This window comes from Vibrio sp. 10N.222.52.B7, from assembly GCF_041474275.1.
In the GTDB taxonomy this organism is placed as follows: Bacteria; Pseudomonadota; Gammaproteobacteria; order Enterobacterales; family Vibrionaceae; genus Vibrio; species Vibrio crassostreae_C.
This window is the reverse complement of sequence record NZ_JBFRTU010000052.1, coordinates 1-15385: the sequence shown is the minus strand read 5'-3', so window position 1 is coordinate 15385 and position 15385 is coordinate 1. Positions and strand designations below refer to the sequence as shown.

Here is a 15385-nt window from a genome sequence, read left to right as displayed (position 1 = left end):
GGCGCGATCATGAACGATCTAGACAAGTTCTCGCACCTAAAACCCGACTTCAACAACGCAGAGTTCATTCTTTTCATCGGCATGTCTCCAGCTCAAGCGGGTAACCCGTTTAAGCGCCAAGCGAGACAATTGGCTGAGGCTCGTACCAACGGAAAACTGAGCTACACCATTGTGACTCCAAGCCTTCCGGCAGGATCGTCAAGCCTTGCGGCGGGCGATCGCAACAACTGGCTACCGATCAAACCGGGCACCGATTCAGCATTAGTTCTGGGCATGATCCAATGGATCATCGACAACCAGCGCTACAATCACGACTTCTTGTCTCGCCCAAGTGCGCAAGCGATGAAGCAAGCAGGCACCACACACTGGTGTAATGCATCTCACCTTGTGATCAGTGACGAGTCGCACCCACAAAATGGGCGTATGCTTCGTGCATCGGATATAGGGTTGCTAGAAACAGGCGAACCGATGTCTGACGATGACGGATTTATCGCACTTGATGTGACAACGTCACTATTAGCATCACATCTTCAGGTGAATGAAGCGGCTCTGTTCGTCGATCAAGACGTAGAAGTTGATGGTCAGACTGTTCGTGTTAAGTCTTCTCTACAAAGATTGAAGGAAGAAGCCTTCAAATATGACCTTGCATACTACAGTGAGCAGTGTGAGATCCCGCAGGACCAAATTATTGCGCTAGCGAAACGCTTTACCAGTTACGGGACGAAAGCAGTCGTGGATACTCACGGTGGCAACATGCACACCAACGGCTTCTACAACTCGTTCTCTATTCTGATGCTGAACGCGCTGATCGGTAACATCAACGCGAAAGGCGGTGCGATGGCGAAAGCGGGCGGCTACCCGACTTCGGTTGCTGGTCCACGTTACGACTTTACCAAGTTTAAAGGTAAGACTAAGCCTCAAGGTGTATTCTTGTCCCGCAGCAAGTTCCCGTATCAAAAAACTAGCGAATACAAACGTCGCGTTGCCGCAGGCGAGTCACCTTACCCGACCCGCGCGCCGTGGTACCCAATATCAGCTCCGCTTTTAACTGAGCACTTATCAGCTGCGATTGACGGTTACCCTTACCGCGCAAAAGCGTGGATCAACCACATGGCGAACCCACTTTATGGCGCTCCGGGTTTAGATAACTTACTAGGCGATAAGCTGAAGGATCCAAAGCAGCTTGGTTTGATCGTGTCTATCGATGCCTTCATCAATGAAACAACAGCATTATCAGATTACCTAGTGCCAGACACAGTGACCTATGAAAGCTGGGGCATGGCAACCCCGTGGCATGGCGTTGCAACTAAAGCGATCACTGCTCGTTGGCCGATTGTTGAGCCTAAAACCTCACGCACTCAAGACGGGCGCGCCATTAACCTAGAGAATTTCTTTATTGATGTGGCAAAAACACTGGGCTTAGGTGGCTTCGGCGACAACGTAATCAAAGACAACCAAGGTAACTGGCACGGTATTCATAGCGCTGAAGACTTCTACCTGCGCTCGGCTGCTAACTTGGCGTTCGTAAAAGGTGGCGTGCCGAATGTAGACGCGGAAGATATTGTTTGGTCTGGTCTAGAGCGCCTTATACCTGTAATGAACAAAACGCTTAAACCAGAAGAGATGCTCAAAGTGGCGTATATCTTTGCGCGTGGCGGTCGTTTTGAAGACGCAACCAATGCCTACACCAATGAAACTATGAAGTACAAATGGACCAAACCTTTGGCTATCTGGAATGAAAAGCTGGGTACCTCTCGCAACACCATCAGTGGCGAACAGTACATGGGTTGCCCGACATGGTATCCACAAAAACTGGCAGACGGCACGCCTTTGGCTAAACAGTTCCCAGTAACAGAGTGGCCATTTACGCTAACTAACTTCAAGTCCAATATTCACAGTGCGGTATCGAATTTGTCACCACGCTTAGAATCCATCAAGGGGGTAAATCCGGTTTACATCCACCCGCAAGACGCCTCTTCTGCAGGCATCAAAACCGGTGACGTATTTGCCATTGAAACACCGAGTTCAACCACACACGCGTTGGCGATGGTGATTGATGGCATCAAACCGGGCACATTAGGCTTTGAACACGGCTTTGGCCACAAAGAGCTCGGTGAGCGTGCACACTGGATTGGTGACACACAACAACCAGTGAAGATGAAGTCAAACGATGGCGTTAATATCAATGATATTGGTTTAATTGACCCAACGAGAGAAGGCAAAGGCGTCATGTTGGATTGGGTGGTAGGCGCAGCAGCAAGACAAGCGCTTCCGGCTAAGATCTACAAAGTCTAATCAGTGATCCAATACTTATTCATTCCTGAATAGGAACGCAGCAGAGCAACTTCGTCATTCGAAGTTGCTCTGCTTTTTAACAACCAATACATCGGCAGCATTCAATCCGTAATATTCAATCCAACCCGCAAACTCTCTTCACTTCTATTCTCTTTGCTTCTCTTCACCGTAACTTTTTTAGCCAGCCCCCATAAAGCAGCTATGCTTATACAATCGGTGCCATAAAAGAGCCTTAACAAGCAGTTATACCGAGGCGAACATGGCAGTTCCCTTGCATTTTATAAACGGCAGTTGGATCAACCTATCGAAGTTCACATCAATACCATTATGGTAACTGAGGTTATTAATGTGAGACTCACCTCAAGTTCCAAGTGAATTAATGTGGAAATCCACAATAGCGCGAACAACCAATTATGTCGAAAATGCGTGCATTACAACCAATAGCGACGCCTCATGACTAAGCTGACAATTAAAACTCAAACTCTAACGCTTTGCATCGCTGCTCTAGGAAGCCTTTCTTTATCCGCTTTTGCACAAGCAGCACCCAATCCAATGCCAGAAGCCGCAGAAACTTGTAGCGGCTGCCATCAAGCCGACGGTAAAGGCATGCCCAACATTGCCCCTATGCTTGCAGGGCTCAATGCTGACTATCTAGAACATCAACTGGTTCTGTTCTCAAGTGGTGAGCGTCAAAGCGCGATCATGAAGGGAATGGCTGACGGTGTATCTGATCCCGCTGTTCGTCGTGAGGTCGCAGAATACTTTGCATCACTACCTTCATACGAATTTACCGATTTAGAGCAGCGCGGCTCACAGGCTGATATCGATAACCCCTATCGTAAACTTGTATTCCAAGGCGATTGGGATAGAAACATTCCAGCCTGTGCAACCTGTCATGGGCCAAGCGGTATGGGCGTGGACAAATTCCCGCGCCTAGCAAGCCAGCATGCCGACTACATTCAAACTCAGCTCAACGCTTGGAAAAATGGGACTCGTAAGGGTGATGATTTGAACATGATGGGTAATATCGCGGGCAAGTTAACCGACGATGAGATCGAAAACCTGTCTTACTACTTCGCCTCTTTCCGATACTAAAGGGCTCGCATGAAAACATTACTTCTAATTACCGCAACCCTTGCCTCTGGAATCGCTTATGCCGAAGCAGAGTTGCCCGATCGCCAAACCGAACTGCCAGCCGTTGAGAAGCCTCAAGATAACAAATATCTGGTGCCACGAGACTTGGTTGATATCCCTGCTGGGGAATTTGGCGACAAAGTAAAATTGGGTTATTCGCTGTTTGTCGATTCACAACAGATGCGTGGTACGTTCGTCGGCAATGAACAAAACTGTGTAAACTGTCACATGCAAGCGGGCATGAAGCCTAACGCAGCACCTCTTTGGGGTGCGTACATGGCCTACCCTGCGTATCGTTCCAAGAACGACAAGGTAAACAGCTACGCAGAACGTATCCAAGGTTGCTTCACCTACTCAATGAATGGCCTGCCACCGGCTGAGGGTTCAAAAGAAATAGTCGCACTAACGGCTTATTCATACTGGCTGGCGATGGGGGGAATCTTAGACAAGAACGGCATGCAAGACACACCCGTTCCTGAGATCAGCGATGCTGATTTACAAATTGGTGGTAAAGCTGAAAGCTTCCCTCTTCCAGAAGAACTGTTAAGCAAATACCCAATCGATGACCGCAGTAAACTTGCCGGTCGTGGCTACCCTAAGATTGCAAACCCTGAACAAGAACCCTCAATCGCTCGTGGTGAAAAGGTTTACCAAACCAGCTGCCAAACCTGTCATGGTCAAAATGGTGAAGGTATTAAAGGGGCGGATGGTCGCTCATACCTACCACCTCTTTGGGGCGAGAATTCGTTCAACTGGGGTGCAGGTATGCACCGTGTAAATACAGCAGCCTACTTCATCTACGAAAACATGCCGCTAGGGAAGAGCGAACAGCTTTCAATTCAAGATGCGTGGGATGTGGCCGTATTTGTGAACAGTCATGAACGCCCACAAGATCCTAGATACAAGGGTGATGTTACCGGCAATGCTAAGCGTTACCACAACCACCAAGGTTACTATGGTAAAGAAGTCGACGGTAATGTACTGGGTTCAAAAGCCTACCCAAGTGGTAAAGAAGTGATTCATGAGCATTGATAGACATTAGTAAAAGAGCCATTCACGCCAGATATAGCTAAGCTTTACATTGTAAATCAGCTATAGCCGGAGGAATAAAAAGGAGCCAGATCGTTCGACGTTCTGGCTCCTTTTTTATGTTTGAACGATTAGAGATTCAGCTAATCTTGCTGCATCTTTTCCCAAATGGTCGGAGAGCCAATATAGTCTTGAACCGTAGTGATGAATTCTTTGACTAGTTTGGTTTGCTTACGGTGCGGATAGACAGCGTAGATTGCGGTATCAATCGTAGAGATCGGATAATCCGGCAGTAAAGTGACCAAGCCAAGTTCTTTCATTGAGGCATACAGGTTTGATTGATCAAGGAAGCCATAACCTAGACCATCTTTCACACAAGACACCATAGTACGAACATCACTCACCTTATAGTTGCCACGAATCGTTAGGCTCTGGAAGGTATTACCTCCCGGCTCTTCACTAATGCGCAGATGGTCGACCGTCATATCACCATTGGTATAAATCACCGCAGGTAGAGCGAGTAGATCTTGTGGCGTTTTCGGTTCACCGTGCTGCTTCACAAAATCGTTTGACGCGACCAACATGAAATTACTGTCGGCAATCTTCTTCGCAATCAAATTCGATTCAACAAGCTTACTGAAGCGAAACGCGATATCAAACTGCCCTGCAATGATATTGGCGATCTTATCGTCTAGTGAAAGTACGATCTGAACATCTGGGTACTTTCTCATGAACTGAGTGATGATAGGTTGCAGATATTGCTGCCCAAAATAGATCGGTGAAGTAATTCGTAGCACGCCTTTTGGCTCTGACTGGTATGAATCTGCAATGCCTTGAATCTGATTGATGGTGTCTTTCAGTACATAGGTTTGTGCGAGAATATCTTCCCCTGCCGACGTCAACGAAAACGAGCGTGTAGAGCGGTTCAGCAGCTGAACACCTAAATCTTGCTCGAGCTTTTTGATCTGTTTAGAGAGCGATGAGTTGTCCATGTCATGCAAAGTTGCCGCTTTGGTAAACGACCCTTGTTGAACCACATCTAAGAACAATAACAACTGATTGGTATTTGGCACTGCGCCTCTCCTGAAATAAAACTCGACTAACGTTCGTCTTTGGGTGTGTCCATAACAACCATGGTCGTAATGGATTGAACCTGAGCACATTCCCCAAGCACATCGGCATGAAACTTCTTATAGCCCGGTAGATCTTTGGTTTCTACCCTTAGCAAGTACTCGTTGGCACCGGTAATGTTGTGACACTCCACCACCTCCTTTTCCATACTGACGTGCTGCTCAAACTCCAGCTGAGCCGCTTTGCTGTGGCTCGATAACCCAATCGAAACGTAAGCAATAAAACCGACACCCATCAGGCCATTGTCCAGAACCGCGCGGTAACCTTGAATGATACCTTTACGCTCAAGATCCTGTACTCGCCTTAAGGTCGCTGAAGCCGACAAGCCAATCCGTTCTGAAAGCTCAATGTTGGAGATTCTGCCGTCCAATTTAAGCTCTTGCAATATCCTTTCGTCAAATCTATCCATAAGTACTTATTATTGTGCATTTAGTGATAATAGAGGAAATAAAAGCACATAATTGCCTCACTTTCCACCTACTATGTTTCTCAACACGTGAAAGTCATGACCGGTCAGTCACTTCGTTCATTTTTTGCTGGAGAACCATAATGCCTTTAGAACAACTTAGCGCACTTGCCTTGTTTGCGTTCGTCTCGACCTTCACACCAGGTCCAAATAACATCATGCTCATGACATCAGGAGCAAATGTTGGCTTTGCCCGTACTATTCCGCACATGCTTGGCATTGCTCTAGGGTTTGCAGCCATGTTGCTGTTGGTTGGCTTCGGTTTAATGGGCATTTTCAACGCTTATCCGGTTACTCACCAAATCTTGAAATACCTAAGCCTTGCTTACCTCGTGTACCTTGCAATTAAGATAGCATTGAGCGGCAAAGCCAAAAGCACCGAGGCTTATAAGCCAATGACCTTCATCGGCGCGGCAAGTTTTCAGTGGGTGAACCCGAAAGGTTGGTCGATGGCGCTGACGGCAATTTCAGTCTATAGCAGCGGCAGTTCATGGTGGGAGCTTGCGATCATCGCAGGTATCTTCACGCTCGCCAACTTACCATCCGTGACATTCTGGACAGCGGCAGGTAAACAACTGCAACACTGGTTAACAACACCAGTCCGTATCAAAAGCTTCAACTACGGTATGGCAGGCTTGCTGTTAGCCTCAACGATTCCGATGTTATAACAAAATAGCTTTCCTATGATGGTTAGTAAGTGATTACTAGCCATCAATTTCATTACAAGTATCCAATAACCTCGCTAAGCCAACGTCCAAACGTCGCCTGCCCGCTCGGGGTTAGTGTCCACACAAACGCCGCAACATTCACTGCCACTGTCACCCAATATATGGCTCTGAACGGCTGCTTCTGCGTTTTATGACGCAGCTTATCTTGAGCAATCAACGCCCCTAGCCAGCCACCAGCAACAGAAAAAATATGCAGAGTTTTCTCTGGCACACGCCAATTGCCATTGATCGCTGCTCGCTTGTCCTTCGCGTACACAAAAAACGTCACGAAACCGATAACCAAATACCACACCAACAGCGCTTTAGAACTTTCCGCAAACAACACAGACACCGCCACCAGAACCAAATAGGTGATAACGATTTGAATAGATGAAGACAACATGACTCCTTTTGAGCAACAGCTCACATACTGTAGCAATTACGCCCTGTAGATTTTGATAAGGATGAGCAAGGCATATTGTAATTCGGTTAGCCTGCAAAGAATAAACAAGCCCTTTCATCCCTACATAACATGATGGAAGTTAAAGGAATTATAAATATGTACAACCAAAAGTACGCCATCTACCAAGTTTTTACGCGTTTATTTGGCAATAAAAACACCCAACATGTTCCATGGGGCACAATCGAGCAAAATGGCGTCGGTAAGTTCAGTGATTTTACCGACAAAGCGCTGTCTGAAATCCGCAAACTCGGTATGACTCATATTTGGTATACCGGAGTGCCACATCACGCCATCATCAATGATTACAAACACATCGGGATTTCAGACGATCACCCGAGCGTGGTAAAAGGCCGTGCAGGATCACCTTATGCGGTAAAAGATTACTACTCAGTCAATCCAGACCTCGCTGAGAATCCTGATCGCCGTTTGGAAGAGTTCGAGGCACTCATCAAAAGAAGTCACGACAATGGTTTAAAAGTGATTATCGATATCGTACCGAATCACGTTGCGCGTCATTATAAAGGCTTAAACAACCCAGAAGGTGTCAGTGACTTCGGCGCTCAAGATGACACAACGCTGGAATACCACAAAGACAATAACTTCTACTATATTCCCAACAGCACCTTTGAATTGCCAGACATAGAGCCCGCCTTTACGCCGCTAGGTGGTGAACAGCACCCTAGCCTAAGCTCCCCGTTTATAGAGACGCCAGCCAAATGGACGGGCAATGGATCACGCTTAGCTAAACCTAATTTCGACGATTGGTATGAAACCGTAAAGATTAATTACGGTGTGCGCCCTGACGGTTCAAAAGATTTCCCTAAGCTACCCAAAGGCTATGTACAGCGTGACCACCTAGACCATTACCACTTCTGGGAAGGCGTGGATGTGCCAGACTCTTGGATTAAATTCCGAGACATCGCCTTGTTCTGGTTAGACAAAGGCATTGATGGATTCCGTTACGACATGGCTGAAATGGTGCCAGTTGAGTTTTGGAGCTACCTCAACTCATCAATAAAGATGAAAAACCACGATGCCTTTCTGATGGCAGAGGTGTATCAGCCGGACTTGTACCGTGAATACATTCACTTAGGCAAGATGGACTACCTCTATGACAAGGTAGATCTGTACGACGGCCTCAAAGCCATCATGCAAGGCAAGGCTTCAACGGCAATCATCCCTGAAATCCAACATCAAATGCACGACATTGAACATCATATGCTGCATTTTTTGGATAACCATGACGAGCAACGAATCGCCTCACCAGAGTTTGTAGGCAATCCACATATCGCAAAGCCTGCGATGCTAGTTAGCGCTCTATTGAGCAGCTCTCCAACCATGATCTACTTTGGGCAAGAAGTCGGCGAACCCGGTGCGGAGAACGCTGGCTTTGGACAACCCTCACGAACTTCCATATTTGACTACATCGGAGTCCCACAACACCAAAAGTGGATGAACCACGGCGCATTCGATGGCGGGCTATTAGACGAAAACGAAAAGCAGCTGCGTCACTTCTATCAAAAGGTAATGAACTTTTCGCTTGAGCATACTTCAATGACGGGGCAGTACCTAGACTTACACCAGAGCAATAATTTGAGTGATTCGGTTTACGCATTTCTGCGCTATGACAACCAAGAGTTGACAATAGTTGCTGCGAATTTCAGCCAACATGTCACCGAGAATATTCACTTAACCGTTCCAAGTGATGTTATACAAACGCTCACAATCGCTGATGACAGTTACTTGTTAGATGAACATATTGAAGGCATTCAACAACAGGTATTAAAAGTTGAGGAAAGTATTGGCCGTTTTAGTCTTGATCTAAAGCCACTAGCTTCGTTGGTTTGGGTATTTCCCTTATCTGAATAGGATATTTATTATTAATTCCCAAAAAGCCTGAGTTTTAATTAATTGATAAATAACTTAATTCCCACATTAAATTAACGTCACCTCAATTCGATACCTTCCTCACATTAATAAGGATGAGCTCTCATCCTTATTATCTACTCCCATCCTCTACGCCTTCTACTATTGATATTAAACATATGAGTTATTGATCCAATAAATTTAACTTAAACCAAATACAAAGCGTGATATTGACACTAGGTTTCCTATTTTTATATATTAAAAATAACTTTATACATAGCCATCACAAATAGTTGACCATCGTTAAGACTAGGATATTCATCTTCATAAAAAGTGAAATATGGATATCAAAACGTGAACAACATAAATATTAATAAAATTATCTCTCTACGAAATACCTTCAACAATACCAAAAAGAAGAGCTTCAAACGCTCTACATTGGCCAAAGCAATGTTACCGCTCTTCACCGCTACTTTGATCGCGGGTTGTGGTAGTGATAATGATAGCGACAACGGTACAGCCCCTGGCAACAGTGGTTTATACCCTGCAGCTGAAAACGAAGTCGTTATTTACTACAAACGCGATGTTGCCGCTGCCAGCTCATCTGGCTCTACTTACGACGGTTGGGGACTTCACCTGTGGAATGGCGAAGGCTGTACCAGCACAGACTTAGTCGGCATGGGGTTGAGTGAAACCGGAACCGATTGGAACAGCCCTTACGAATACGATGGTATCAGCGATACTTACGGTGCCTATTATGTGTTGAAAGTTGACCCAGATGCCTCTGACCCACACAAATGCATGAACTTCATCTTGCACAATGGTGATGAGAAAGCATTTGGCAGTGCGAACTCAAAAGTCGAGTTAACTAAGCTTGGCGATTCACAAGGCGTATTTGGTTTCCATGGCAGCAGCGAGTTGTACTACGACCCAATTTCAGAGCGCCCAGTCAATATTGATGGTCAAAAAGCACACTGGCTAGATGCAACCACAATTGGTTGGGAAGCGGCTAGCAATGCAGACTCTGTGAAGCTTTTCTATGCACTAGACAACAGCATCACAATGAACGATGACAAAGAGATTGTCGGTGGAACTGCAATTGAACTAAGCAAAGACGGAGAACTATCTTCTGAATTGAAAGAGCGTTTCCGACACCTTGCAAGCTTACCTGCCCTAGCTATCGATGTTGACGACAGCACACTTCGCACTATTTTAAAATCTCAGATAATTTTTGTTGCCTACAATGCCAATGGCGATGTTATCTCTTCAACTGAGGTTCAAAAACCTGGTGTGCTTGATGCGGTATTTGCTAGCGAAGATGCTGGTAATGCAATGGCTGAAGAACTAGGCGCAATTGTTGAAGGCAGTGCGGCGACCTTCAAGCTTTGGGCACCAACCGCGCAAGATGTAGAGCTAGTTCTTTACAGCGAAGACCTGAAAAGCTCACAAGTTTTTCCAATGACAGAAAGCACTGAGACGGGTATTTGGGCGACTGACGCGGTACCTAACGCTGTCAACAGTTACTATCGCTACCAAGTGAAGGTTTACCACCCAACCACAGGCAACATTGAGACTCGCCTAGTGACAGACCCATACTCTCTCAGCTTATCGAAGAATTCGGCATACTCTCAAGTGATTGACCTAAATGATTCAACCTTGAAACCAGCGAACTGGGACAACTACCAACGACCAACCGTAGAAAAAGACGAAGACCACGTACTTTACGAATCACACCTACGTGACTTTAGCTTCAGCGATAAGCTCGGCACAGCTAGCCTAAATGGCAAGTACCTCGCTCTTACAGAAGCCGATCGTGAGTCGGTCAAACACCTACAAGCTCTCCAAGAAGCAGGTTTAACTACGCTGCATATCTTACCAGCATTTGATATCGCTACCGTCGATGAAGATGCCGCGAGCCGTGTTGATATCACCGACACCGTAGGAAAACTGTGTGATGTAAAACCGACAGCTACCTTATGTGGAAGCGAAGACGAAAACAAAGTCATCGAAGACGTACTCGATGGTTATGACCCTTCAACGGGTGACGCACAAGCATTAATGAATGACCTTCGTATGCTTGATAGCTTCAACTGGGGCTACGACCCATTCCATTACACAGTGCCTGAGGGAAGTTACGCGACCGATCCTAATGGTTCTCAGCGTATTCTCGAATTCCGTCAGATGGTCAAAGCTACGCACGACATGGATCTTAAGCTGATCATGGACGTGGTATACAACCACACCAATGCGTCTGGTGTGAACGATAAGTCGGTACTGGATAAGATTGTCCCTGGGTACTACCACCGTCTTAACGTCAACACTGGTGGCGTAGAAAACTCGACTTGTTGTGACAACACTGCGACCGAAAACCTGATGATGGGTAAATTGATGGTCGACTCACTTAAGGTGTGGGCTGACGACTACAAAGTGGATGGTTTCCGTTTTGACTTGATGGGCCACCAGCCAAAAGATGTAATGGTCGAAGCATTGGAAGAAGTGCGCAAAATCGACCCGAATACTCTGTTCTACGGGGAAGGCTGGGACTTTGGTGAAGTCGCCAACAACGCCCGCTTCGATCAAGCAAACCAAATCAATATGGCAGGTACAGAAATCGGTACCTTCTCAGACCGTTTGCGTGACGCCGTTCGTGGTGGTAGCCCATTCGATGGTGGTGTCGACTCAGAAGGCAACCACCCACTTCGCTTTAACCAAGGCTTTGGTAACGCAGCGATTGCCAACGAAGAAACCAAAGTTGATCAAGATTCGATCAATGGTCGTTTACATAACCAAGACCTTGTTCGTTTAGGTATGGCAGGTAACCTCGCTGAATACGTACTGATTGATTACAAAGGCGATACCAAACTGGGTAAAAACGTTGATTACAACGGCGCGCCAGCTGGTTACACCAAGATGCCTTCCGAGAACATCTCTTACGTTTCCAAACACGATAACCAAACACTTTGGGATAACAACGCTTACAAGATCGCCACTGGTACTAGCTCTGCAGAGCGTGCGCGTATGCAGTCTGTATCGCTTTCTACCGTGATGCTAGGCCAAGGCATACCATTCATCCATATGGGTTCTGAACTGCTACGATCTAAGTCTATGCAGCGCGATTCTTACGATTCTGGTGACTGGTACAACCGCGTCATGTTTGATGGGACGGACAACAACTGGAATGTTGGCTTACCTCGTGAAGATAAAGATGGTGCCAACTGGGATCTGATCAAAACAATCATTGCTGACAGCGCGGCTAAACCAGACTCAGACGACATTGAGCTGACTAAGCAGCAATTCCTAGAGCTATTAAAGATCCGTAGCTCAAGCGAACTGTTCCGCTTAGATACAGCTGACGAAGTTATGAAGCGTGTCGACTTCCGTAACGTTGGCGAAGATCAAGTCGAAGGCCTGATTGTCATGTCGATCGATGATGGCGTGTCTGCGGGCGAAGACCTTGACCCTGCCAATGATGCGATTGTCGCAGTTGTAAACTCAACGAATGAATCTCAATCGTTCAAAATCACGGGAGCAACCGGCTTTACACTTCACACCGTTCAACAGAGCTCTGAAGATGACATTGTAAAAGGTGCAAGCTTCGCCGCTGAAACCTTCACAGTCCCTGCACTAACCACCGCTGTATTTGTACAAGCTCAAGGCGATGCACAAGGCGCTGGTTTGCCGGTTGATAACTCAGACAAGGATGTATCTAGCATTCCTCCGTACGGTCAAACAACCGTGTACGTGCGTGGTGATATGAATGGTTGGAACCCTGTTGATGCTTGGGCAATGAACTTTGTCGCTAATGGTGTTTATTCTGTGACAGGCAATTTGGAAGCAGGTAACTATGGCTTCAAGTTTGCAGATGCTGATTGGAAAACACCTAACTTTGGTTGCGATTCTGTAGAGCTTGCAAGCGGGTCAATCGATATTGGCACAGGTGGCAATTGCCAATTGAGCGTAACGGAAGCGGGCAGCTACACCTTCACCTTGAATGCCATTCACGAGCTTGACGACAATGTAGACAAAGCTGTGGTATCTGTCACTAAGAATTAAGCTCCAAGCTTAGGTTCAAGTAACAGATAATAAAACAAGCGAAAGCTAGCCTTTGGGAGACGTCAGTCTCCCTTTTTTACAACTATTGAACCCAGCAGATTTAAGCAAATAATAAACAACTGCATCGCCCATTAAAATTCGGGGCATTTCCAACCATACTTTATAGCCCCTACATTCGATTACATGGCTGAAAACTTAGAACTAAAGGGAAAGGATATTCCTTAGAACCGTTAAAACCAAATCTTAACGATATATCATCGTAGGAATGCCGCTCTCCCTTAAGTGAACAGAATTAATCCTGGCAGCCTTTTTTGAAGGGTTACGCCCTACAATTACGATTAAAATACATTCAATTCTCGATGTAATATTCTATCAACAGCAAAACACCGCAGTTGTTTGCGGTGTCGTTAAATTTTGATTAGGAAAACTTCCATGAACCGTAAACATATCATCAAAACCATCCAAATGGGCATCGTGACTACAGCATTGATGGGCGGGATGGCTTTGGCTAATACCACTGATCTTGTAGAATCTACCGACGCTGCTCGCGCCCTGGCACATACTCCTAGCACTGCAACAACGCAACAAATACAAGCTGAAAATGCCGCGCACAAACAGGCACTGCAAACACTTGAAAGCAACGGTAATGTTGATCAATATATGGAAACGGATAAAGCAGGGGAAACGACTACTGGTCACGTATCAAAATGCGAAAATACAGAAGTCCCTTTAGGCGAGAAAGTTGCTGAACATTGCAAATAAAAAGCATATACATTAAAGCGGTATTCGATAGGGTTCCTTAGAAGATGCTAACCGATGCTTAACTTACAAGCATTGCACTTTTAAAGGAACCCTTTATCTATATTACTTGGCGTTGACGGCTCGCACAAAGGCTTCTTGTGCACCTTCAATACCAAGGGCTTTTGCTTCATCTAATAAGCTAAGAGCTTTAGGAATATTGTCTTCAGTTACAGCTGTTTGAATCGCATTGTGATAGTAGGTTTGCGTTTCAGGTTGAATAGTATCGATTTTAGCAACAGCAGGTTTAGCATTAGATTCACTGTTTGATGAACCAATTGAGAAGAAGCTCGCTTTATCGATTGTAACTTCTATCTTACCAACGTTAGCATTTGGAATCGGGATATCTTTTACTTCAGGTAAATAATTACCACGGCCTTCCGCGTCCAAGCGAGCAGGATGGATCACATCAGTAAAACCACCAAGATCAGCTTGATCTGTATAGATAACTAAATAAACTGATTTTGCTGTTGTCGGTGGGTAAAAATCGTTCTCAGCAACGAGGCGGTTTCCTAAGTGTAGTCTTGGTTTTGCGTATTCGAAGCTCTCTTTACCATAACGCTCTAGCTCACGACCGTTTTCGTCATAGATGACCGCATTTGGAACAAACGCTGTGTCGCCGATAATGCTCGTGATATTAATCGAGTACTCACCGCGATCTGCAGGCAGTTCAACCGCGACTACAGGGCTGTTTATTCCTTGGTAATTTAATACTTGGCTATTTGGTGTCACATCAAAAATTGCCGAACTTGGTAGCTTCATAGGAGCAAATTGAAGACCAGCAATAGAGTTAACTTGTTCAGCTTGTGCAACTTGCACTTGCTCTACTACTTGCGCAGATTGGCAACCAGCCAATGCAACACAACCACTCAACATCAGAGCGCGAAAATACATAGTTCTTCCTTATTTTTATTTTTTTAAGAAATTTACTTAGTTAATTACCATAACGAAAATAATTAACCTAGGAAACCTTTTTACTAATCGTACATTCCTTAAAAAAATAGCCGACGTAAGCCGGCTATGAATTAGGACAGTTTAGGATTTTAAGCTAAGTGGCTTACCACCAAGCTTCAACTTGGATACCAACAACGAAATCGTTGTCAGCACCTTTAGCCTTTACAACACCATTTTCTTTAACTTCACCGAATGAATCGTTTTCTAGATCCATCAGGTAGCTACCGTATACGCGGATTTCAGGACGAGCCCAGAAGCTGTCACCCATTGCCCATGCTTGAGCAACAGTAAATTTAGCGCCACCAAAATCTTCTACACCAGTGCCAGCTTGATTAATCTGCTCACCCGCATTGTAGCCAGCTTCAAAAATAGTACGCATAGTGTTGTTCCACTTGTACATTGGACGAACAACTACAGAATATTGGTTGATGTCTTGCTTTGAAGCACCGATATCAGAACCAGCTAAGTAGGCAAGTTGGTGACCCATTT

12 protein-coding genes are annotated in these 15385 nt (G+C 45.6%); 7 read left to right on the top strand and 5 right to left on the bottom strand.

Features of this window, described 5'->3' with window-relative positions; all coding sequences use genetic code 11:
* The 3 genes from AB4512_RS14395 to AB4512_RS14385 all read left to right on the top strand — a co-directional run.
* A partial coding sequence (locus AB4512_RS14395) for a molybdopterin dinucleotide binding domain-containing protein (protein ID WP_372175089.1) occupies positions 1 to 2295 on the top strand: 2295 nt, incomplete at its 5' end.
* A 453-nt stretch (positions 2296 to 2748) separates the two neighbouring features.
* A complete protein-coding gene (locus AB4512_RS14390; protein WP_372175088.1) occupies positions 2749 to 3390 on the top strand; it encodes a cytochrome c in 642 nt (213 codons plus the stop codon).
* Between the two features lie 9 nt (positions 3391 to 3399).
* A complete protein-coding gene (locus AB4512_RS14385) occupies positions 3400 to 4461 on the top strand; it encodes a c-type cytochrome (RefSeq protein WP_372175087.1) in 1062 nt (353 codons plus the stop codon).
* Between the two features lie 140 nt (positions 4462 to 4601).
* Here the strand turns inward: AB4512_RS14385 and AB4512_RS14380 are convergent, their stop codons facing one another.
* Both AB4512_RS14380 and AB4512_RS14375 read right to left on the bottom strand, forming a co-directional pair.
* Complete coding sequence (locus AB4512_RS14380; protein WP_017064224.1) at positions 4602 to 5531, bottom strand: LysR family transcriptional regulator; 930 nt, start codon at positions 5529 to 5531, stop codon at positions 4602 to 4604.
* 26 nt (positions 5532 to 5557) lie between these two features.
* On the bottom strand, positions 5558 to 5998 hold the full coding sequence (locus AB4512_RS14375; protein WP_009845852.1) for an Lrp/AsnC family transcriptional regulator: 441 nt from the start codon (positions 5996 to 5998) through the stop codon (positions 5558 to 5560).
* A gap of 140 nt (positions 5999 to 6138) precedes the next feature.
* Between AB4512_RS14375 and AB4512_RS14370 the strand changes: the two genes are divergently transcribed.
* The gene (locus AB4512_RS14370; protein WP_017058847.1) at positions 6139 to 6723 is read left to right on the top strand and encodes a LysE family translocator; all 585 of its coding nucleotides are present in this window, start codon (positions 6139 to 6141) and stop codon (positions 6721 to 6723) included.
* Positions 6724 to 6775: 52 nt separating this feature from the next.
* Here AB4512_RS14370 and AB4512_RS14365 read toward each other — a convergent pair whose 3' ends face one another.
* Positions 6776 to 7165, bottom strand: a complete 390-nt coding sequence (locus AB4512_RS14365) for a DUF1294 domain-containing protein (RefSeq protein WP_017066606.1) — start codon at positions 7163 to 7165, stop codon at positions 6776 to 6778.
* 156 nt (positions 7166 to 7321) lie between these two features.
* Between AB4512_RS14365 and AB4512_RS14360 the strand changes: the two genes are divergently transcribed.
* The 3 genes from AB4512_RS14360 (at position 7322) to AB4512_RS14350 (ending at position 13906) form a co-directional block, all read left to right on the top strand.
* Complete coding sequence (locus AB4512_RS14360) at positions 7322 to 9094, top strand: alpha-amylase family protein (RefSeq protein WP_372175086.1); 1773 nt, start codon at positions 7322 to 7324, stop codon at positions 9092 to 9094.
* A 351-nt stretch (positions 9095 to 9445) separates the two neighbouring features.
* A complete protein-coding gene (gene pulA, locus AB4512_RS14355; protein WP_372175085.1) occupies positions 9446 to 13144 on the top strand; it encodes a pullulanase-type alpha-1,6-glucosidase in 3699 nt (1232 codons plus the stop codon).
* 432 nt (positions 13145 to 13576) lie between these two features.
* Complete coding sequence (locus AB4512_RS14350) at positions 13577 to 13906, top strand: hypothetical protein (protein ID WP_017058851.1); 330 nt, start codon at positions 13577 to 13579, stop codon at positions 13904 to 13906.
* Positions 13907 to 14008: 102 nt separating this feature from the next.
* Here AB4512_RS14350 and AB4512_RS14345 read toward each other — a convergent pair whose 3' ends face one another.
* Entirely contained in the window at positions 14009 to 14836 is an 828-nt protein-coding gene (locus tag AB4512_RS14345) for a MalM family protein (protein WP_065583774.1), read from the bottom strand.
* Between the two features lie 163 nt (positions 14837 to 14999).
* A partial coding sequence (locus AB4512_RS14340) for a carbohydrate porin (protein ID WP_372175084.1) occupies positions 15000 to 15385 on the bottom strand: 386 nt, incomplete at its 5' end.

Bases quoted from the DNA above. Each gene is read 5' to 3' on its own strand.
- AB4512_RS14390 (WP_372175088.1), top strand. From the start codon at position 2,749: ATGACTAAGCTGACAATTAAAACTCAAACTCTAACGCTTTGCATCGCT.
- AB4512_RS14385 (WP_372175087.1), top strand. From the start codon at position 3,400: ATGAAAACATTACTTCTAATTACCGCAACCCTTGCCTCTGGAATCGCT.
- AB4512_RS14375 (WP_009845852.1), bottom strand. From the start codon at position 5,998: ATGGATAGATTTGACGAAAGGATATTGCAAGAGCTTAAATTGGACGGC.
- AB4512_RS14370 (WP_017058847.1), top strand. From the start codon at position 6,139: ATGCCTTTAGAACAACTTAGCGCACTTGCCTTGTTTGCGTTCGTCTCG.
- AB4512_RS14365 (WP_017066606.1), bottom strand. From the start codon at position 7,165: ATGTTGTCTTCATCTATTCAAATCGTTATCACCTATTTGGTTCTGGTG.
- AB4512_RS14360 (WP_372175086.1), top strand. From the start codon at position 7,322: ATGTACAACCAAAAGTACGCCATCTACCAAGTTTTTACGCGTTTATTT.
- AB4512_RS14350 (WP_017058851.1), top strand. From the start codon at position 13,577: ATGAACCGTAAACATATCATCAAAACCATCCAAATGGGCATCGTGACT.
- AB4512_RS14345 (WP_065583774.1), bottom strand. From the start codon at position 14,836: ATGTATTTTCGCGCTCTGATGTTGAGTGGTTGTGTTGCATTGGCTGGT.